The sequence below is a fragment of the Stappia albiluteola genome, from assembly GCF_014050225.1.
Taxonomy (GTDB): Bacteria; Pseudomonadota; Alphaproteobacteria; order Rhizobiales; family Stappiaceae; genus Hongsoonwoonella; species Hongsoonwoonella albiluteola.
This window is the reverse complement of record NZ_JACFXV010000029.1, coordinates 1-20745: the sequence shown is the minus strand read 5'-3', so window position 1 is coordinate 20745 and position 20745 is coordinate 1. Positions and strand designations below refer to the sequence as shown.

The 20745-nt window shown below is 61.4% G+C and carries 20 protein-coding genes; 5 read left to right on the top strand and 15 right to left on the bottom strand.

Going from position 1 to position 20745, the window contains the following annotated elements:
• Nucleotides 1-42: 42 nt before the first annotated feature.
• The 4 genes from H2509_RS00945 to H2509_RS00930 all read right to left on the bottom strand — a co-directional run bounded on the left by H2509_RS00945 (nt 43) and on the right by H2509_RS00930 (nt 4663).
• Nucleotides 43-1953: a nitric oxide reductase activation protein NorD gene (locus tag H2509_RS00945; protein WP_182161375.1), complete on the bottom strand. Its 1911-nt coding sequence runs from the start codon at nt 1951-1953 to the stop codon at nt 43-45.
• An 11-nt stretch (nt 1954-1964) separates the two neighbouring features.
• Entirely contained in the window at nt 1965-2771 is an 807-nt protein-coding gene (locus H2509_RS00940; RefSeq protein ID WP_182161373.1) for a CbbQ/NirQ/NorQ/GpvN family protein, read from the bottom strand.
• A 76-nt stretch (nt 2772-2847) separates the two neighbouring features.
• Nucleotides 2848-4197, bottom strand: coding sequence for a cbb3-type cytochrome c oxidase subunit I (locus H2509_RS00935; RefSeq protein WP_182161371.1), 1350 nt, complete (start codon nt 4195-4197; stop codon nt 2848-2850).
• Between the two features lie 13 nt (nt 4198-4210).
• Nucleotides 4211-4663 carry a c-type cytochrome gene (locus H2509_RS00930; RefSeq protein ID WP_182161369.1) on the bottom strand — a complete coding sequence of 151 codons (453 nt, stop codon included), beginning with the start codon at nt 4661-4663 and terminating at the stop codon, nt 4211-4213.
• Nucleotides 4664-4874: 211 nt separating this feature from the next.
• On the opposite strand from H2509_RS00930, the gene H2509_RS00925 reads away from it, so the two are divergent.
• The gene (locus H2509_RS00925) at nt 4875-5441 is read left to right on the top strand and encodes a cytochrome c oxidase subunit 3 (RefSeq protein ID WP_328804938.1); all 567 of its coding nucleotides are present in this window, start codon (nt 4875-4877) and stop codon (nt 5439-5441) included.
• 5 nt (nt 5442-5446) lie between these two features.
• The gene (locus tag H2509_RS00920) at nt 5447-5704 is read left to right on the top strand and encodes a cytochrome C oxidase subunit IV family protein (protein WP_182161365.1); all 258 of its coding nucleotides are present in this window, start codon (nt 5447-5449) and stop codon (nt 5702-5704) included.
• A gap of 39 nt (nt 5705-5743) precedes the next feature.
• Here H2509_RS00920 and H2509_RS00915 read toward each other — a convergent pair whose 3' ends face one another.
• The 9 genes from H2509_RS00915 to H2509_RS00875 all read right to left on the bottom strand — a co-directional run bounded on the left by H2509_RS00915 (nt 5744) and on the right by H2509_RS00875 (nt 13252).
• Nucleotides 5744-6304 carry an alpha-ketoglutarate-dependent dioxygenase AlkB gene (locus H2509_RS00915; protein WP_182161363.1) on the bottom strand — a complete coding sequence of 187 codons (561 nt, stop codon included), beginning with the start codon at nt 6302-6304 and terminating at the stop codon, nt 5744-5746.
• 54 nt (nt 6305-6358) lie between these two features.
• A complete protein-coding gene (locus H2509_RS00910; RefSeq protein ID WP_182161361.1) occupies nt 6359-7075 on the bottom strand; it encodes a class I SAM-dependent methyltransferase in 717 nt (238 codons plus the stop codon).
• Nucleotides 7076-7346: 271 nt separating this feature from the next.
• Complete coding sequence (locus H2509_RS00905) at nt 7347-8066, bottom strand: GntR family transcriptional regulator (RefSeq protein WP_182161359.1); 720 nt, start codon at nt 8064-8066, stop codon at nt 7347-7349.
• 35 nt (nt 8067-8101) lie between these two features.
• The gene (locus tag H2509_RS00900; RefSeq protein WP_182161357.1) at nt 8102-9385 is read right to left on the bottom strand and encodes a TRAP transporter large permease; all 1284 of its coding nucleotides are present in this window, start codon (nt 9383-9385) and stop codon (nt 8102-8104) included.
• Complete coding sequence (locus H2509_RS00895) at nt 9385-9837, bottom strand: TRAP transporter small permease (protein ID WP_182161355.1); 453 nt, start codon at nt 9835-9837, stop codon at nt 9385-9387. The genes H2509_RS00900 and H2509_RS00895 overlap by 1 nt, the downstream gene beginning before the upstream one ends.
• A gap of 49 nt (nt 9838-9886) precedes the next feature.
• Nucleotides 9887-10804 (bottom strand): C4-dicarboxylate TRAP transporter substrate-binding protein, encoded by a 918-nt coding sequence (locus H2509_RS00890; protein ID WP_209001723.1) that lies wholly within the window; start codon nt 10802-10804, stop codon nt 9887-9889.
• A gap of 344 nt (nt 10805-11148) precedes the next feature.
• Nucleotides 11149-11529 (bottom strand): SpoIIAA family protein, encoded by a 381-nt coding sequence (locus H2509_RS00885; protein ID WP_182161351.1) that lies wholly within the window; start codon nt 11527-11529, stop codon nt 11149-11151.
• Between the two features lie 71 nt (nt 11530-11600).
• Nucleotides 11601-12626 carry a class 1 fructose-bisphosphatase gene (locus H2509_RS00880; protein ID WP_182161349.1) on the bottom strand — a complete coding sequence of 342 codons (1026 nt, stop codon included), beginning with the start codon at nt 12624-12626 and terminating at the stop codon, nt 11601-11603.
• 77 nt (nt 12627-12703) lie between these two features.
• Complete coding sequence (locus H2509_RS00875) at nt 12704-13252, bottom strand: thioredoxin family protein (RefSeq protein ID WP_182161347.1); 549 nt, start codon at nt 13250-13252, stop codon at nt 12704-12706.
• Nucleotides 13253-13505: 253 nt separating this feature from the next.
• Here H2509_RS00875 and H2509_RS00870 point away from each other — a divergent pair, with 253 nt between their 5' ends.
• From H2509_RS00870 to H2509_RS00860, 3 genes are all read left to right on the top strand, one after another.
• Nucleotides 13506-14903, top strand: a complete 1398-nt coding sequence (locus tag H2509_RS00870) for a sigma-54-dependent transcriptional regulator (RefSeq protein WP_182161345.1) — start codon at nt 13506-13508, stop codon at nt 14901-14903.
• Nucleotides 14900-16951 carry a sensor histidine kinase gene (locus H2509_RS00865; protein ID WP_182161343.1) on the top strand — a complete coding sequence of 684 codons (2052 nt, stop codon included), beginning with the start codon at nt 14900-14902 and terminating at the stop codon, nt 16949-16951. The genes H2509_RS00870 and H2509_RS00865 overlap by 4 nt, the downstream gene beginning before the upstream one ends.
• Nucleotides 16952-17193: 242 nt before the next feature.
• The gene (locus H2509_RS00860; protein WP_182161341.1) at nt 17194-18912 is read left to right on the top strand and encodes an OFA family MFS transporter; all 1719 of its coding nucleotides are present in this window, start codon (nt 17194-17196) and stop codon (nt 18910-18912) included.
• A gap of 142 nt (nt 18913-19054) precedes the next feature.
• Here H2509_RS00860 and H2509_RS00855 read toward each other — a convergent pair whose 3' ends face one another.
• Nucleotides 19055-19621, bottom strand: a complete 567-nt coding sequence (locus H2509_RS00855) for an NUDIX domain-containing protein (RefSeq protein ID WP_182161339.1) — start codon at nt 19619-19621, stop codon at nt 19055-19057.
• A 33-nt stretch (nt 19622-19654) separates the two neighbouring features.
• Nucleotides 19655-19921, bottom strand: a complete 267-nt coding sequence (locus H2509_RS00850; protein WP_182161337.1) for a hypothetical protein — start codon at nt 19919-19921, stop codon at nt 19655-19657.
• Nucleotides 19922-20745 lie beyond the last annotated feature (824 nt).

Below are 20745 nucleotides of genomic sequence, written 5' to 3'. Positions count from 1 at the left end.
GCGGCCCGGCGATGGAAATCAGGCACAATTTCCTGTCGCCCCTCAGCGCACCAACTGGCGATAGATGGCAGGTAGCGCTGCCGGCAGCCGCTCCGCATCCGGCACGATCGCATAGCCGCCCCGCCCGAACAGATACGGGAAGTAGTCCCTTGCCTCGCCGTCCACGGTCACGCCGAACACCTTGAGCCCTTCCTGCCGCGCCTCGCGGATGGCGGCCCTGGTATCCTCGATGCCATAGCGTCCCTCGTAATAATCCATGTCGTTGGGCTTGCCGTCGGTCAGCAGCAGCAGCAGGCGCTGGCGATGCGGTCGCTTCGCCAGCACTTTCGCGGCATGGCGGACCGCCGCGCCCATGCGCGTGTATTGGCCGGGCTTCAGGGCCGAGATCCTGCGGATCACACCGGAGCCGAGCGGCTCCTCGAACGCCTTGACGGTTGAAACCGTCACTGCTGCTCGCTTACGGGAGGTGAATGTGAATATGGCGTGCTCGTCGCCGCAGGCGGTAAGGCCGTAGCTGAGGGCGAGAAGCGCGCCCTTCTCCACGTCGAGTACGCGGTGCTCGCCGATCCAGGCATCGGTCGACAGCGAGACGTCCATCAGCACCGCCAGTGAAAGATCCCGTTCGACGGCGCGCGCGGCGGTAAAGACGCGCTCCGACCCGGGTCCGCCGGCGTGACGGTCGGTCACCGAACGCACCAGCGCCGAAAGGTCAAGGTCGTCGCCGTCGGGCTGGCCGTGCAGGAGCAACCGCCTGGGGCGCATGGCCTCGAATTGCCGCCGCACCGCCGCGATCCTGCGCTGCATGGCGGCGTCTGGCTCCCAGTCCTCGCCTTCCTCGGCGGCGACGCGCGCCAGGACGCGGCAATGATCCGGTCTGTAGGCGCCCTTCTTCCAGTCCCATTCGGGATAAGTGATCCCATGCGTGAGCGGGTCGCCGTCCGCCTCGGCCGGAGCAAGATCGAGGTCCATCTTCAGGCGGACCGACGACCGCTTTCTATTGGAGCCGATTGTGAGTTCAGGGAGGTCGTCGGCGGCCTGCCTTGCACCTTCCTGGTCATCGTCGTCCACCTTGCGGTTGACGTTGACCATCTCGGAGATCGAGAAGATGGTTTCGAAACGGTGGAAGACAAGCGGGTCTCCCCGGTCGCTCTGGTCGCTCGCGCGGCGCTCGGCGCGGCGGCGCTTGCCGTCCACCGACAGGGACTCGCCGTCAGGCTCGTCGCCGTCGTCGGGGCGCGCGCCACCGGACTTCCGCTCGACATCGCCGAAGAGCGGAATCGGAAGGAACGTGCGATACCCCCTGGGTGCCCGGAATTCAGCGAGATCGACGGCGGAGTCCTCTATCGCCCGCAGGAAAACGTCCGACGCATCGCGACGGCCGCCCAGCAGAGCGAGGATCGACGCCTCAAGCCGCGCCTCGGTCGCCGGAAGCGCCCTTGCCGGTCGAACCGCGAGGGTCGCCTCCCTGAGGCGCGCATAGTGCCGGCGCAGACCCGGCCACGCGTTCAGGGTCGCGCGGGTCGTCGCGGCTGCCGCGCGCAGGCGCTCAAGATCGTCCTGCAGGGAATCCCCGGATGCAGGCAAAGGTGCGGCCGCATGGGCGAACCAGGCGGCAAGCCATTCGTAAAGCGCTTCGTTGTCGGTTCGGCTTGGAAAGATATCGATGACGCCGGGCAGGCGCAGGGTCGCCTCGTCGAGGATGGGCAACTCCATTTTCTCGGTGCCAAGCCCGACCTTCTGGACCAGTCTCAGGCGGTGGCGCGAGGCGACCGGCGCACTTTCGGCGATCCGGATCGCGCCGTCGCCACCGAGTGCGCGATAAAGCACGCCGAGGCGGTGTCGCATGGAGGCGAGCGACACGGACGCTTCGGGGTGACGGCGATAGGTGGTCACTCCGCCGATGAGCCTGTGCCAATGCTCGCCGACAAACTCCTCCGGCTCAAAGATCGACATGCGACCTCTCCTCAGCCCAGCGCGATATCGGCGACGCGGGCGAGCGCCTTCATGACTTCGGGATCATCGGTGAGCGGCTGGAGCACCGCCGCCTCCAGTGCGACGTCCGGCTTCACGCCATCGCGGATCAGGGTCGCCGCATAGACGAGGAGCCGCGTCGAGGCACCTTCCTCCAGATCCTGCCCCTTCAGGTCGCGCAGAGCGTTGGCAACCCTCACCAGCGGCATGCAGCGCTCCTTTGGCAGACCGCTCTCGCGCGCGACGATCGCCGCTTCCGCGTCCGGGTCCGGGAAGCCGAATTCGATGGCGACGAAACGCTGGCGGGTGGAGGGTTTCAGGGTCTTCAAAATGTTCTGGTATCCCGGATTGTAGGAGACAACCAGCATGAAGCCGGGCGCGGCTTCGAGGAGCTCCCCGGTGCGCTCCAGCGGCAGGATCCGCCGATCGTCTGTGACGGGATGGAGCACGACCGTGACATCCTTGCGGGCCTCCACGACCTCGTCGAGATAGACGATCGCGCCCTCGCGAATGGCACGCGTCAGCGGCCCGTCCACCCAAACGGTCTCGCCGCCCTTGAGCAAATAGCGTCCGGTAAGATCGGCGGCCGTGAGGTCGTCATGGCAGGAGACGGTGTAGAGCGGGCGGCCAAGCCTGGCGGCCATATGGGCAACGAAACGCGTCTTGCCGCAGCCGGTCGGTCCCTTCAGGAGAACCGGGAGCCGGTTGCGGTAGGCATGGTCGAAAAGGACGCATTCGGCGCCCGAGGGCGAATAGAAAGGCAGGGCTTCAACGGATGCGGACGTGGTGAGGACGGACATGGGCAGGTCTCCTGGACGACAGGCCTAAACGGTCGTGAAGACTGCCGGGCGGCGGGGAACCGCCCGGCGTCGATGATCACTCGGCGGGCTGAACCGCGACCTTCGCGCCGGTCGCCTTGCGCTCGCCCACCGGCCCGAAGACGGACCAGAGGTACATGAGCGCCGCTATCGCCACGAGCACGCCCGAGCCGAGCCGCACCCAGTAGAAGGGGGCGATCTGGTCCTGCACTTCCATGTAGGAGATGCCCATCACCCGCTGCAGGTGGACCTGGACCGCGCCAGCGAAGGTGAGCGCGAAAGTCATCACCGTCATCGCCCCGGTCATGATCCAGAAGGAGAGGATGTTGAGCGTCTGATGGTACGGCGCCTTGCCGCGCAGATAGGGCATCGCATAGGTGATGAGGGCAAGGTTCAGCATCACATAGGCGCCGAAGAAGGCGAGATGCCCGTGGGCGGCCGTCACCTGCGTTCCGTGGGTGTAGTAGTTCACGAAGCTCAGCGTGTGCAGGAAGCCCCAGATGCCCGCGCCGAAGAAAGCGCCGACCGTGCAGCCGAGCGACCAGAGCACGGCGGCGCGGTTCGGATGGTCCTTGCGCCCCTTGAACACCATCTTGAAGGCGAAGATCACCATGGCGAAGAAGGGCGCGATTTCAAGCGCGGAGAAGATCGAGCCGATCCACTGCCAGTAGCCGGGCGCGCCGATCCAGTAATAGTGGTGGCCGGTGCCGAGCAGGCCCGAGAAAAGCGCCAGGCCGACGATCGCGTAAAGCCACTTCTCGATGACCTCGCGGTCGACGCCCGTGGTCTTGATCATCAGGAAGGCGAGCACCGAAGCCATGACGAGTTCCCACACGCCCTCGACCCAAAGGTGCACGATGTACCACCAGTAGACCTTGTCCAGGCTCAGGTTGTCGGGAGCATAGAAGGCGAACAGCCAGAAGACCGCGATACCCCACAGGCCGAGCAGCAGGACGTTGGTGACCGCAGTCCTGCGCCCTTTCAGCACCGTCATCGATACGTTGTAGAGGAAGATCAGCGCCACCACGACGATGGCGATCTTGATCCAGAGCGGTTGCTCCAGGAATTCGCGGCCCCCGTGGACGCCTTGCGTGTAGCCCACCACGGCGGCGAGCGCGCCGAACATCAACAGGCCGAGCTGCACATAGGCGAGGAACGGGCTTTCGATATCGCGTTCGGCTTCTTCCGGCACAAGATAATAAGCACAGCCGAAGAAGCCCATCAGCAGCCAGACGATCAAGGCATTGGTATGGATCATCCGGATGATGTTGAAGGGCAGCAGTTCCGACAGGACATTCGGCAGCACATAGACCGTCCCCGCGAGCGCGCCGGCAAGGATCTGCACCCCGAACAGGACCATGGCGCAGGTGAAGTACCAGTACGCCACGCATTGACTTGCGTATTTCATGGATTGATCCCCCTCAGCCCGCGTCGTTCGGCGGCCAGTTCTGGGTATTGATGCGGCTTGTCCACTCAAGGAAATCGACCAGGTCGTTGAGCTCCTGATCGGTTAGGTGGAACTGCGGCATCTGCCGCCGCCCCTCGATTCCCGTGGGCTGCGACTGCATCCAGGCGATGAGCCCCTCGCGAGCGGCTTCCGCATCGTCCTTGCCGCCGTAGCGGACCCAGACATTTCCGAGTTCGGGGGCGAAATAGGCGCCCTCGCCGAGCAGCGAATGACAGTTGATGCAGGAGTTCTTCTCCCACACCTCCTTGCCGCGGACGACGCTTTCGGTGAGGGTCGAAACGTCGGTCGACGTCGTCAGGATATGCCAGTGGCTCTGAGCGGTCAGGCCGACGAAGATCGCGAAGAAGAACACGGAGCCGCCGTAAAACACATTGCGGGCGGCGGATTTGGTGAAACGCTCGCTCATGGGGCAGCGCTCCCTTTGTCACTCGGCATGGATGGGTCTCCCGTTGGTTCCGGCAAATTCCGGCGGTGCCCCTTCCTAGTGGGCCGGAGGACAGCGAACGTTGTCGCCGCGCAAACTTCGGCGCGGCTCCTTGCCGAAAGCTTGCTCCAGCACAATGAGCGCCGCTCCGCGCCCTGCTATCCGTCCCGCAAACGCAGTTGGAGACGAAAGCGTGAGCGAGACGGCGGCCGGCGCGGAAGAAAGCTGGGGTCCCCTGGACGGGCTTCCCGGCAATCCGATGATGTGGATCCTGATCCTGGGGGAGCTTGCCGTCTTCGGCGCGTTACTGACCGGCTTCAGCGTGGCGCGGGCCCTGGACCCATCGGCATTCGCCGCGTCGCAAGGACATCTCCACGTGATGCTCGGCTCCGTCAACACGCTCGTGTTGCTTTCGAGCGGCTGGCTTGCGGCGGTTGCGCTGGAACAGGTGCACCGGGGCGGAAGTGGTCGCCTCGCCCTTGTTGGCGCAATGGCATCGGGAGCGGTTTTCGTAGCGGTGAAGGCGATAGAATACGCGGATCTCGCGTCTGCCGGTTACGGCCTCGAAGGCGACCGCTTCTTCACGCTCTATTTCCTGATCACCGGATTCCATGCCCTGCACGTCATCATGGGGATCGCGGTTCTCGGGGTGGTGGCTATCTGGAACGAGGCGTGCAACGTCGAGACCGGAACGGCCTTCTGGCACATGGTCGACCTGATCTGGCTGCTTGTCTTTCCGATCGTCTATCTGGTGCGGTGACCCCGATGACAGAGCTTCATGTGGCGGCACTCGCCCTCGCCGCGCTCGCCCTCCTGTCGGCTTTCACCGCCGGTGCGCCGGGTCCGCTCGCGGCCGCGATCATCCTGGCCGCGGCGGCCGCCAAGGGCGTGACCGTGCTTCGCTATTTCCTCCGCCTCGACCGGGCGACACTCGGCTGGCGGATCGCGTTGGCCGGCTTCGTCACGCTCGTCTGCGCCGTTTCCGGAGGCCTCTACCTCGCCGGGCTCATGCTTGCCGCCTGAAGCGGTCAGACCGCACGTACGCCCTGGCCCGTTTGGTCGTTAACGAGCCAACTCAATGGTACGAAATGTCAGCGACACTCGGCGCCCGCGGACATATCGCTCTCCACCGACAAGGTCTGACTTTCGGGCGGGGATACCGTGTTTCCAATCGAAGCGCGCTTCGTCTCGTAAAATGAGCAGGCTTCTCGGTTGAAGGTAGCAGGACGTAGCTTCCCCGGAATGAACGCTCGAAAATTCCATCATGCTGGCCGAGCCGAGACTGAGAGAAGCGATGGTGTTGCCAAAGCAAGGCTCACAATCCACATGTGCGGCGATGCCTTGGCCCGGGAGATACTCGTTGACAATCACCTGATCGGGAACAGCGCTGAATACACCTTCGACCCTAAGCCGATCGGTGAGAAAATTCAGCCAGTTGGGCAACGGGCCGAGATAGGAGTCGTGGGTAACACGCCGCGCCTTGTAGTCATAGCGATAGCCGTAGTGCTGGACGCGCCGTTTCAGGTCACCACGCCAGGGCAAACTGTCGATCCGGGCAAGCAGGGCAGATTCATCAGAATGGCTAATATAGTCGAGCAGGTAAAAAGCAGCGGGCGGCAGCATCGGTAATGTCTCATTCGGCAATTTTGCCAATGATAGCAGTCGATTTTCGTCGGGTCACGACAACCTGAATACCCAGGTGCTGAACTCGCGGTACCTGGCCAATGCGCTTTGACCGCCCAGTGTATTGGCGTGCATATACCCCGGAAATCGGGACGGCTTGAATTCGTGAATTTTGGGCTCGTCAAAGCCCGCGAATCGCGCTGCCGCAGGCAGGTTGAACGCTCCCGCGTAGAATGAGCTATCGACGACTGTCATCACGACAAGCCCACCACGCCCCAGTTGCTTTGCAGCACTACGCAGAAATCTACGGGCCAGAATATGGTTTGGGTTGCGGCCATAGATGGGCGAACGGCTTGCGACGTTTGGGAAATTGAAAATGATTGTATGGAATTTCGCTACGCCGAAATGCTGTTCAAGCTGCGTTGCATCAATGCCGTAGAGAACTTTCGCACCCGCCCTAGCAAGGTAACCCGCGTTTTGAAGTGCCGCCGGAGAGAGCTTTCGAAATGACTCAAAAGTCGTTGCGACAAAATCCCGTGTTGCAGCGGGCTTCAATTTCGCCAGCGATAAAGAGAAGCTCAGATTGCCTTCTCCAACGAACAGGACCCTCCCACTGGATACTGTCTTCAAAAAATCGAAGTCACCGAGCTTTCCCTTGTGGACGATAAGGTAATCGATAATTACTTTTTCGAGAAAATCCCGAGTGACCTTCGCCTCAAGCGGAACTATCTCCCGCGGCATAGATCTGCCATGTGCATAGCTTTGATTCATTGAGGTTCTCTCTGCTCGCTCATACACGGATAGATCCTAGTGAAGCGACAGCGAGGGGGGATAAGTTTGAAAAAGCGATCAGGATAGGGCGGCTAGTGGGCTGAGAATCGCATCCCCGAGATGGAGCCACAGAGCGGGCGAACAGCTCAGTATTCGGCTCGAGCGCTTATCGACCGGACGGGATCATCCGGTCGATAAGAAATCGCCTCAGAATCAATGCTTTGAGCATATCCTTGTCGCCAAATCCGATCCGGATTTAACGGGATAGGCTCTAGGCGAAATATTCCGGATGCGATTTCATGATCGCGCCGACGGAGGCGAGGGTGCCGGAAAGATGCGCCCGGACCTGTTCCTCAACATCCGCGAGGTTTCCCTCCGAAATCGCCGCCAGGATGCGCTCATGCGCGCTCAGCACGTCGGCCATCTTGCCGGGGTCCGGCAGGTTGAGATGCCGCAGCCGGTCGATATGGCCCGAGCGGCCGGCGATCAGATGCCACAGCGAGGGCACGCCTGCCGCCTGAAACAGCGAGAGGTGGAACAGGCGATCGAGCGCGTTGAATTCCGGGATATCGCGATCCTCGCCCGCCAGTTTCTGCATCCTGAGGATCCGCTGGGACGGCAGCAGGGCGTCCGGATTGCCTTTCCTTGCGATGGACTTCGCGACCTCCAGTTCGACGCCCAGGCGCAGGAACTGCGTCTCGCGCGCGTGCTCGACGTCGATCTTGGTGACCAGGGTCTTCGACTGGGGATAGGAGACGATGAGGCCTTCCTTCTCCAGTTCCTGGATGGCCTCGCGAACCGGCGACTGGCTGACGTCATGCTCCTTGGCGATCTTCGCGCGGGACAGCACCGTGTCCGGCGGCAGATCCAGCGACGTGATGAGTTCCCTGAGCTTTGCATAGACCCGTCCGGCCGCCGAGCCCGGCTGAACAGGCCCCGTTAGATCGTAGGACGCCTTCACCAAAGCTTCGGACAGGGAACTTACATTCATCGACAAGCATCCTCGCGGTGCGGAATCCTGAACGCCTACATCAGATGGCCGGGAACGAAAAGGGAAAGCGCCGGAAAGGCGACCAGCATGACCAGGAACACGAGCAGCGCGGCAAAATAAGGCATCGAAGCCTTCGAGAATTCGCCGGTCTTGACGTCGAGGATTCCGCAAACGGTGAACATGATGACGCCGACGGGCGGCGTGAGGCCTCCTATGTTGATCAGCGTTACGATCAGAATGCCCATGTGGATCGGATCGTAGCCGGCCTGGATCAACACGGGCAGTACGATCGGCGTCACGAGAAGGATATTGGCGGCGCCTTCCAGGAACATCCCGCTCAGTAGCAGGAGCAGGAGAACGAGGGTCAGGATCACGACCGGTTCGCTGGTGAGCGCGGTCACCGTTGCCGCGATCCGCTGCGGCCCCTGCTCGATGGTGACGGCATAGCCGAGCACGGCCGCCATCATGATCAAGAGCATCACCATGCCCAGATCCGAGATCGACCCTTTCATTGCTTCGTAGAGGTTCGCAAAGTTCAGCTCCCGATAGACGAAGAAGCCGACGAACAGTGTGTAGAACACCAGGAAGGCGCCGGCTTCTGTAGCCGTGAAGAAGCCGAACCGGAAGCCGACGATCAGGATGACGGGAAAGGCGAGAGCCCAGATGCTTTCCCTGAAGCTTTCCCAAAGCTGGCGAAACGTTGGAGGCGTGGCGAGGTCCGGCGCGTAGCCGTTTCTTTTCGCGACGATCCATGCCGTCACCATCAGGGTCAGCGTCAGCAGGATGCCGGGCACGATCCCCGCCAGGAACAGCCGCCCTATCGACACTTCGTTGATGAAGCCGAACAGGATCAGGCCAATGCTCGGCGGGATCGTTGCGGTGATGATCGAGCCGAAGGCAAGCACCGCCGCGGTCGCAGCCTTCGAGTATCCGCCTTTGGCGATCATGCTGGGGCCGAGCAGGCGCGCCTCCATCGAGGCGTCGGCGACGGCCGACCCGGATATGCCGCCCATCATCAGGCTGAGCGCGATGGAAACCTGCCCCAGGCCGCCGGCCAGCCAGCCCGTCAGGAGACGGGCGAACCTGATCAGGCGCTCGGTGATGCCGGTCGAGTTCATCAGGTTGCCGGCGAAAATGAAGAACGGGACGGCGAGCAACGGGAAGCTTTGCGTGGCGGTCACCATCTTCTGGATGGCGACCGTCGGCGGCATCGTGCCGGTGAGCACGAAGACCGGGAACGATGCAAGCGCCAGCGCGAAGGCGACCGGCATGCCGCTCAGCAGGAAGAGAACGAACAGGCCCGCGATGAGAAGCAGCATCAGATGTCAGCCCTTTCGCGAATGCGGGCAATGAACTTCACCAGCAGCGTGCGGATCAGCAGGGCGAAACCGACAACCATGCTGGCATGGAAATAGGAGCCCGGCGTCTGAAGCGCGCCGTCGAGACGGGGATGCATGAGGATCATGTTTTTCCAGGCATACTGCATCAGATAGGCAAGCAGCCCGATGATCACGGCGAGATTGATGATCTCCATGACCTTCCGGCCAGCCGGAGACAGATTGTCGAGGATCAGGCTGATGCCGAAATGCCGGTCTTCCTGAAACGCCAGGTCGATGGCCAGGATGCACAGCCAGAGAAACAGCAACTGGGCGATCTCGATCGACCAGATGATGGGCGATCCGAATGCCCGTGCGACGGAAGCGACTCCGACCAGGATCACCACCGCCGCAAGCAAGAGCGCGGCGCAGGCAAGTTCAACACGTCTCAACATGGGGTTCGCCCTGCCCAATCTGCCTGCGCCACGGGACTGCGAGCCGGACCTAGCGCCCGAGCACTTCGTTGACGACGGCAGCCTCGGCTTCGAGCTCCAGCAACCCGTACACCCCGGACACCGCCTCCTTGAACGGCGCAAGGTCGACTTCCGAGATAGTGACACCGTTTGCGGCCACATCCGCAAGCGCCTGTTCGCCGAGGTCGATCGTCAGTTGCGATGCGTAACGGCCGTTTTCCACCGCCAGGTCGCGCACGATCTTCTGGTTTTCCGGCGAGATCTGGTCCCAGGCATCGGCGGAAACGACAAGCGCGGTGACAAGCTGGATATGGCCGGTCTTGGTCACATGCTTGATCACTTCGTAGAGCTTCGCGCCCTTGATGGCGGTGGGCTGGGCTTCGGCCGCGTCGATCGAACCGAGCTGCAGGGCCGAGTACACTTCGCCCCAGGCGATCGGGGTCGGTTCGGCACCCATGGCGCGGATGGTCTCGATCCAGATCGGAGCGCCGATCGTCCGCATGCGGACGCCCTTCAGGTCGGCCGGCGATGAAACCGGCTTCTGAGTCAGCGCATGACGCGGGCCCTGATACCAGTTGGAAGCGAGCATCACGAGGCCGGATTTCTCCTTCAGCTCGTCTCCCCAGGCGAGATACTGCTCGGAGAGGGCGAACTTGTCGGCCTGCTCATAGGTATCGAAGAGGAACGGTGCCGACATGATCGCCAGCGACGGCACGAAGCTCGAAAGGCGGGCGACGTCGGTAACCGTTCCGACATTCGCCCCGGCCCGGGCCTGGTCGATCATTTCCGTGGTGTCGCCAAGCTGGGAGTTATGGAAGACCTGCACCAGGACTTCGCCATTCGTCGCCTTCTCGACTTCTGCCTTGAACTTCTCAAGCCCCTGCCCCATCGGGTCGTTCGGCGCCAGTACGGTTCCGATCCGAAGGGTGGTGGCTGCAAATGCAGGCATGCTCAAGCTCAGGCCAGCCGCAAGGGCCAGGCAGATTCCGAGTGTCTTGATGGATCGATTCATCGGTTCCTCCCATGGATACGGCGCGTCTGTTCCTCCCACAGAAGCGTCGCGATCTTCTAATACTAATATTTCAATTCTATTGGTATACGACTTACGTCAAATGTCGGGCGTTGGCAAGCGCCCTGCATCAGGCCCGGCATTTGAGACACACTCCGGACCTGCGCCGTAGGGCTTCGTTTCAAGGCGCGATGGCAAACAAGGTGCTGCGCCCATCGGGTGGACAGGCTGCGGGAAGAGCCCCTGCGGTCGCGGGATAGGCGGGCCTGATCGGTCGATGCCGGTCAGCCGTTGTCCGTCGTCGCGTCCTCGGTGATCCATATCCGGGCGGCATTCGCCTCGCCCTTGGAAAACAGCTTCATCTCGAAGGGCAGGATCGGTCTCAGGAAGGCATAGGCGCGCTTGACCCAACCGGCGTCCGAAACGATGGCGATCCGCCCCCAGCTCATCAGATGGCGGGTAGCGAAAACGGCATCTTCCATGATCATGCCCAAGCTCGGGTCCGCATCTTCATCGATCTCCATGAAGACCCGCACCTTGGCGTGCTTCTCCATGGCCATTTCGGCGGCTGGTACCACCGTCTGGAGATAGTCGCTACGGGTCACTTCGCCGCTGGCCCGCACCGCCACGACATAGTCGGGGAAACTGGTCAGACGCTCGATCATGCCTTTCCTCCCACAATCTCTTGGCAGGAAAGATAGGGCAGATGCTTGTCGAGCGAATGGCAGCGGCGCTTTCAGGCGCCTTTCAAGGACGGGGCAAGGATGCTCGGAGCATCGGAATGGGTCGCCGGTCGCGCGAAATAGCCTTCGACCCGGGTCACCTCGCCGGCTGAGCCGAAGATGAAGGCGGTCCGCTGGTGCAGGCTTTCAGGCGTCAGGTCGAGCACCCGAACCTCGCCGTTGATCGCCGCGCCCCCAGCCTGTTCGATCAGGAACGCGATCGGGCTCGCCTCATAGACGAGACGCAGGCGCCCGTCCGCGTAACCTTTGCGGCTATCGGATGGATAGAGAAAGACGCCGCCGCGGATCAGGATGCGGTAGGCGTCGGCCACCAGCGAGGCAAGCCAGCGCATGTTGAAATCCTTGGCCCTTGGACCCGTGGCGCCGGCAAGGCAATCCTCCACATAAGCCTGAAGATGCGCCCCCCAATGACGAAAATTGGAGATATTGATCGCGAATTCCCGGGTTTCCGACGGAACCTTCAAATCCGCATAGGCTTCGATAAACACGCCACGCCGCCGGGAATAGACGAAGATATGCGTGCCATTGCCGAGCGTCAGCGCCAGAGCGAGCTGAGGTCCATAGATGAAGAAACCGGCGGCAAGCTGCCGGCTGCCCGCCTGGCAAAAAGTCTCCCTTTCCCCGCCAACCGACGGCAGGATCGAAAAGATCGTGCCGATCGAGGCATTGGTGTCGATATTCGACGACCCGTCCAGAGGATCGATGGCGATTGCGATCTCGGCGGCAGGATCGACCTCGATCGGATGCTCCAGTTCCTCGGAGGCGTAATAGGCGATTCCCGCTTCCTTTGCCGCCGCGAGAAAAGCCTCGTCGGCGAAGACGTCGAGCTCCTTCTGCTCGTCGCCGGCCTCGTGCGACGGCCCGAGCGTCGAGGCGAAGGCGTCGCCGAGCGCTCCTTCATTGATGGCGTCGCGCACCTTGATCGCCGCCAGCGCGAATTGCCCGATCGCCTCGGTCACATGGCGCCTTGCCGAACTGCCGTCTTCCGATGCCTTGAGGAATGCTTCCAGCGTACGCATGACTCGGCGCCTTCTCTGTCCAGAATCGTCTTACAAAATCAAACCAATCGCATTGACGGCCGGCGCGCCGACCCGTCTCAGCGCCACTTGATCGAGCAGCCCATGGAGGGGAACTGTTCTGCCGGCCCCTTCCCCGTCTCGGCAATCTGCACCATCGCATCAACGAGGTCGCTGCGGCCCTCCGCCGGACGGTCATCCTTGCGGTAGGCATCCAGGCGGCCGCGATATTGCAGTTCCCCTGCCGCGTTGAACCCGAAGAAATCGGGCGTGCAGACGGCGCCGTAAGCCCGGGCGACTGCCTGGGTTTCATCGTGCAGATAGGGAAAGGTGAATCCGTATTCCTCGGCAAACACCTTCATCCGGCCGAAGGAATCCTCCGGATAGGCCGTGGCATCGTTAGAGCAGATGGCAACGAAGCCTATGCCCGATTGCCTCAGCTTCGCGGCATCTTCCACCAGCCTGTCTATCACGCCCAGGACGTAGGGACAGTGATTGCAGATGAAGGCGACAACCAGCCCCTTTTCTCCCGCACATGCCTTTATGGAATAGTCGCGGCCGTCGGTTGCCGACAATGTAGCATCCTGTGCCTTCCATCCGAAATCGCAAATCGGCGTCGTCGCAGCCACTATCCGCCTCCCTTGATCGAGCGGTCATCATAACACCGCCTGCCCATTGTGGCCTTGTTCGTTGCTATGGCGGGGTAACGCAACCCCGCAGCGGCCATTTTTCCCGGGACCACGCCTGTATTCACAGCCGCAACGCCTGACTGACCCGGGCCAGCACCCGCTTCAGAACATAACGTTTCGTCATATTCTCCGAGACTTGACATGCCTGCCGCCCTCATGGTGACCCTCTATCAAAAGCGGTAGGGAGGACGGCATGGCCGATACCGCGAGGGCCAGCGAATATCCGGGGAAGGTGGAGACTGCGGCCGAGTTCGGCCCGCTGCTCCAGCGATCCTCGATCCTGATCGTCGATGACGAGCCCGGGATGCGCAATTTCCTGAAGCGCACGCTGCAGGCCCGATGTGCCCGGGTCGACGAAGCCGCCGACGTTGCGCATGCAGCGGCGCTGATCGACGAGAACCGCTACGATATCGTCATCCTCGACAACATCATGCCGGGCAAGAACGGTCTGGAATGGCTGGAGGAACAACGCGCCATCGGCTTTTTCAGCGACGTCATCCTGATGACCGCCTATGCCGACCTCGAAACCGCGATCCAGGCCCTGCGCGCCGGCGCAATGGACTTCGTGCTGAAGCCCTTTCGCTCCAATCAGATCCTCAATGCCATATCCCGTTGCCTGGAACGGCGCAGCCTGCAACGGGAAAACTTCGTCCTCCGCCACGAGTTGCAGGCAGCGTCAGACCACCTTTTGCTGCGTGACCGGCTTATCGGTAACTCGCCCGGTATCCAGTCCGTGCGGTCCACCATCGCAAGAGTTGCGCCGCTTCCGACATCGGTGCTCATTTGCGGCCCCTCCGGCTCGGGAAAGGAGGTTGCCGCCCGCTCCCTCCATGCGCTTTCGGATCGCGCGACCAAGTCGTTCGTGCCGGTCAACTGCGCCGCCATCCCTTCCGAAATGATCGAGGCGGAACTGTTCGGGCATGTGCGTGGCGCCTTCACCGGGGCGACAGACGGCAGGGAGGGCCTGTTCCTGCATGCGCATGGCGGCACGCTTTTCCTGGACGAGATCGGAGAATTGCCGCTTCAGACGCAAAGCAAGCTGTTGCGGGCGCTGGAAGACCGCAAGGTGCGGCCGGTCGGCTCGGAGCGCGAAGCGTCGGTCGACCTGCGCTTCGTCTTCGCCACGAATGCCGATCTCGAAAGCCTCGTTGCCGAGGGGCGGTTCCGTGCAGATCTGTATTATCGCATAAACGTGATGCGCATAGACATGCCGCGCCTGAAGGATCGCGGTGACGATGTCATCGAACTTGCGGAGCTCTTCCTGCAGAAGCTTGCCCTTCAGCTCGGCACGCCGAAGCTTGCCCTGACCGAAGATGCCAGGCAGTCGTTCCGCAGCTACGGTTGGCCGGGCAATGTCCGCGAATTGCGTAACCTGATCGAGCGCTCGCTTATCCTCGGCCAGTTCCCCAAAATCCGGCCGTCTCCGGTTCTGTATGACGCAGATGCGGGCGATACGATGGACGATCTGGAGCGGCGTCATATCCTCAGGACGCTGGAGGAGTGCGACGGCAATCGCTCCGAAGCCGCCCGCCGGCTCGGAATCTCGCGAAAGACGGTAGAGCGCAAGCTTGCGCAGTGGGAACGGGGATGACATCGCGCGCCGAGGCCGCCGCGCCCGCAGTTTCCACTCCTGGCGGAAAGCGGCGTCTCTCCGTCCGCTACAGGCTTCTTGCCATTGCCCTGCTACCAACGCTCGTCATCATTCCCCTGCTGCTTGGCGTGACGATGCTGCGCTGGAACGCCAAGTTCGACGGCGTGCTGAACTCGAAGGTGCGTAGCGATCTGACTGTCGCCCATCAATATTTCAGCCGAATTCTCGAAAATACCAGCGAGCACATCAGCGCTCTGGGAGAGTCGGCGGCGTTTCAGGCCTCGGTATCCGGAAAACCGCTCGAAGGCCTCCCCGGCCTCCTGGAAGAAAAGCGCCGCGGACTGAAGCTCGACTTCCTCTATGTCATCGAGGAAAACGGAGCCGTCCTGGCGGCGGCGGATGGCATGGCGCCGGACAGGGTGGATTTGTCGAAGCCAGTCCTTTCAAGGGCCGCAGGCGGCTTGCCCAATGCGGCGGTCGACATATTCACAAATGTAGAACTGGCTGCCATCTCACCGCAGCTTGCCGAACGCGCCTCCCTCGAGCTGATCGCAACGGCGAACGCAGCCCCGACCAGTGCCGAACAGAACAGCGACGGCATGGTCGTTCACGCGGCCAGTCCAGTCATTCTCGGCGAAGGCAGGAAGCTCATCCTTGCAGGCGGCATCCTGCTCAACCGGAACCTCGAATTCATCGATACCATCAACGACCTCGTCTACCAGTCGGGCAGCCTGCCGGAGGGTAGCCAGGGCACGGCGACCCTGTTTCTCGATGACATCCGCATCTCGACGAATGTGCGCCTGTTCGAAGGGCGGCGGGCGCTGGGGACCCGCGTATCTGCGGAGGTACGCGACGCGGTCCTTGGCGAGGGACATGTCTGGCTCGCCCGGGCTTTCGTCGTCAACGACTGGTACATCTCGGCCTACGAGCCGATCGTCGACAGTCACGGCGAACGTGTGGGCATGCTCTATGTGGGTTTTCTGGAAACACCCTTCGTCCAGACGAAATACATTACCATTGCCGCTGTCATCGGCACCTTCATCGCCGTGGCGGCGCTCAGCATTCCGCTGTTCCTGAAATGGGCCGGCGGCATCTTCCGCCCGCTCGAACGCATGGCCGACACGATCAACACGGTTGAAGCCGGCAACCTGGAAGCCAGGACCGGCATACCGGACCGGGGAGACGAGATTTCCCAGGTCGCCAGCCATCTCGACGGTCTGCTGACCCAGGTTCAGGAACGCGACCGTCGCCTTCGCGAATGGAACGACGAGCTGAACGCACGGGTGGAAGAGCGCACCGCCGAATTGCGGGAGGCAAACCGGCAACTCGAAAACACGACGAAGCAACTGGTGATGTCGGAAAAACTCGCCGCAATCGGTGAAATCACCGCCGGTGTGGCACACGAAATCAACAATCCGATTGCCGTCATCCAGGGCAACCTGGAGGTGCTGCGCGACATCGTCGGCGACAAGGCGAAGGATGCGGCGACCGAATTCCGCCTGATCGACGAGCAGACCGAGCGTGTGAACCAGATCGTCACGAAGCTCCTGCAGTTCGCGCGCCCCGATGAGTTTTCCGGGTCGGAGGAAACGAGCGCCCCCGCCGAGGTGTTCCTCGACTGCCTGCCGCTGGTCCGCCACATGCTTCGGAAAAACGCCATCGAGGTGAAACGCGAGTTCGCCTCCAAGCACCGCGTTCGCATCAGCCGGACGGAGTTCCAGCAGGTCCTCGTCAACCTGATGGTGAACGCCATACATGCCATGCCGGGAGGCGGCACGCTCGCCTTTTCCTGCCGCGACGAAGCTCATAACGGCGTAGAGGGAGTCGCGATCGTCGTTCAGGACACCGGCACCGGCATGCCGCCGGAAGTGTCGGCCCGCATCTTTGATCCGTTCTACACAACGAAACGAGGCGCCGGCACCGGATTGGGCCTGTCGATCACACATATGCTGGTCAACAGTGCGGGTGGTGCGATCAACGTGGAAACCGCTCCCGCCATCGGAACGACATTTCGTCTCTGGCTTCCGGCGGCTCCGACATACAACTGAGACAAAATGTACCACACGGTACAATTTGTACCATTTGCCCTCCCCCTCATCCGATCGGGCGCAACCCGAAACTCCCGCGTTTCCCATATGAGTGCGGCGCACAACCAGCGTGGCATGCCCATTGCCTAACAGATCCTTGCCAGCGACAGGGAGGATGTCGCGACGGCCGGGCCGGAAAGCGTGAACCGACGCGTTCCATCGGCCGTCTTCAGCGCCCAGGAGGCGCTCTCGGGAGGATATGAATGTTCGACAGTCTGAAAAAGGAACACATCGTCGCCAGCGACGATTTCAACCGGTGGAAGGTGCCGCCAGCATCCATCGCCATCCATCTTTGCATCGGCTCGGTCTATGCGTGGAGCATCTTCAATCCACCGCTGATCAAGCAATTCGGCGTGGTTGCCGCCGCACCGGAGGACTGGAGCCTCTCATCCGTCGTCTGGATCTTTTCCGTGGCAATCGTATTCCTCGGGCTCTCCGCCGCCTTCGCCGGCAAATGGCTTGAGGAAGTCGGCCCGCGCATGGTCGGCGTGGTCGCCGCGCTCTGCTGGGGCGGCGGCTTCATCATTGGCGGCCTCGGCATCGCGACGCACCAACTCTGGCTGGTCTATCTCGGCTACGGGGTGATCGGCGGCTGCGGCCTCGGCCTCGGCTACGTATCGCCTGTCTCGACGCTTATCCGCTGGTTCCCAGACCGGCGCGGCATGGCGACCGGCATGGCCATCATGGGTTTCGGCGGCGGCGCGATGATCGCAACCCCGATCAAGGAATGGCTGCTCGGCCTGTACTACAAGGCGCCGCAGTTCCTGGGAGCCGAGGGCGCGGTCAATCTGGTCACCGAAGGCGGCAAGCGCTTTGCCGACGTCAACGGGCAGATGATCGAGGTCGTCGTCGCCTCCGCCAAGCAGCTGGCTGCGGCTCCCGTGCCGCTGCAGGAAGGGGTCTATTTGGTCGGCACCGGCAATACCGGCGCGGCCGGCACCTTCTTCACGCTCGGCATCGCCTATTTCATCGTCATGATTATCGCCGCCTTCTCCTACCGCGTTCCGCGGGAAGGCTGGAAGCCGGCCAACTGGGCGCCGCCGGCGCCGGAAGCCGCCTCGCGCAAGATGATCACCCAGGCGAACGTCCATATCGACCAGGCCCTGAAGACGCCGCAGTTCTGGCTCCTGTGGATCGTGCTCTGCTTCAACGTCACCGCCGGCATTGGCGTGATCGGCGTCGCCAAGACGATGATGACGGAAATCTTCGGCACAACCTTGCCGTTGGTCGTGAATTCCGCCTTCGCTGCGAGTTATGTGTTCATGATCTCGGTCTTCAACATGGTCGGCCGCTTCTTCTGGGCCTCGACCTCCGACTATATCGGCCGCAAGAACACCTATCACTGCTTCTTCGTCCTCGGCATCCTGCTGTATCTGTCCATCCCCTTCGCGGCCCAGCAGGTTTCCGTGAACCCAGCCGTCACCTGGCTCGTCATGTTCTACGGCGCCACCATGATCATCTTCACGATGTATGGCGGCGGCTTCGCGACGATCCCGGCCTATCTCGCGGATATCTTCGGCACCAAGTATGTCGGTGGCATCCACGGACGCCTGCTGACGGCCTGGAGCACGGCCGGCGTGCTCGGACCGCTCGCCATCACGAAGTTGCGTGACATCTCGATCGGCAATTCGGTCAAGGCACTCGCGGCCAAGGTCGATCCGGCGGCGTTCCAGGCCAAGTTCGGCGCTGGCCTCGACCAGCTCGATAGCCTGGTTGCCGCCAAGACGGTCACCATAGCCGGCCTGATGGAAATCGCTCCGGCCGGCACCGTCGATCCGACGCCGAGCCTCTACAACTCCACCATGTATGCGATGGCGGGCCTTTTGGTGATCGCTCTGATCTCCAATTTCCTGGTGAAACCCGTCGACGCAAAGCATCACATGATGGCCGCCAACGCCGACCCGGCGATGGGCAAGGCCTGACAGACGAAAGAAAACCAACAGTGTCCCGCCCTCACCGGCGGGACACGACGTCTCTCTTCTCTAACTTCGTTCTGATTGATGTTACTTCAGCCGCATTCACTTTAAATAGGAAAACTCCGGGGGCAAACGAGTTCGGGTAGCCCTAAACCATGTTGGCATTGCGAGCCATAAACAGAGCCGAAATGGTTGTGGCATCCGTTATTCGATATTCAATCCCCTGAATCACAATTTCATCATTGATTGCCCGAACGGCTTCTTCAAATGTCAGCCTTACGACCTCAATCCTCTCCTCATCGTCAAGGTTCCTCTCTCCTTCAACGATGTCATTCGCGGCGAACAGATGGACCGTGTCGTCCGAATATCCCAACAAGGTATGGACGGTTGCAAGTTCCAGCCAGTTGCCTGCGGCGATACCGGTTTCCTCCTTGAGCTCACGTTGAGCGGCTTCGACTGCGGATTCCGTGCCATTGAATTGGTCGAACGCACCTTTCGGTATTTCCAGAGAGTTGACCGAAGCTGGATATCGATATTGTGCGACAAGCACGATCCTGCCCGCTGAATCGCTTGCGACGACACCGACCCCGCCTTTCGTCTTCACAACGCCATACAAGCCGGTCGTGCCATCCGGTCTCTCAAAGGTCTCCTCGACGACGCGTATCCACTTGTTCTGATAAGCGACCCTTGAATCCGTCGTTCTCCACAAGCTCATCTGCGATTCCTCATAAGTCGTTCAGCGCCATGGTCAACTCCACCTCGGAGGCCATATCTCCCGAATAACTCTGGTCAAGGACGATGATTTCATGAATGCATCGACTGCGGCCAGCATCCCCAGTTCGATCGACAGGCCGATCCCCCGGATCTTGCCCTCCAGCATACCGATCCAGGTTTGCGTGACAGCTTGCGTCTTCCCGCCGCTCACGCCGATGCAATAAGACAGAGGCAGCGTCAGCAGGACGGAATTCGAAAGGACGAGGGCGACTGCGAATCCAACCAGTCCGAAAGCAAACATCAGAACGACCCTGTCGGCCCCTATCAGGCGCAAGATGACCGACACAGTGCAACCAGAGGACAGTCAACCGAAGGTGTATAATGAAAAGTGACAAGCCACCAGTGTGGTCGAAAGAGTTAAATCCTCTCTGATAAAAGGTAATGCAGCACCCATGAATGCCTGCACGAAGCTCACAAGGGAAAGCGAGATGCAGCAGCATCGAATAAGACTCGACTCCGCGCTGTTACTTGCATACCAACGAGTTTCCGACATAATATTCAGCCAATTATATGTGTGAATATTTTAGAAATAGGTGACTTGGAACTTTCAATACGCGCAAAAGAACTCTAGTTCCGACTTATAAAATACCCCTCATGCGTGCAATTCATATCTCAATCACTTTTTGGTAGGCGCCGGCGTTTCCCTTCCGCTTTCTCGGCGCCAATCGTCACTTGGTTTTGCGCCATCCGTCGAAAGGAGAGGCACGACCGCACCCAATTGCCCGGGCGTCCTGACCGATCCCCACCCCGGTCCCGCTTCCGCGCTGTTCAACCGGAATTCAAAACCGTCCCTGCTTCTGCCGGCGGGCAATTCCCTTCGGCCGCCAAAGACACGGGCCCGCTTCGCCCTTGCGGCATCAGCCCGGGCTGACACTGCCTAAAAATACCAATCGCGGAAGTAATGACCATTGGGCCAAGCGTGAGCAACTTGCTCTGAAATCGCCCGTCAACTCCCACCAAAGCTCGTTAGCGCAGCTGAGCTTCGCCGCCTGAGTTAAACGCAAAAAGCCGCCCTGGTTGAACCAGGGCGGCTAGCGTTTGCATACATGACTTGGTTGCGGGGGC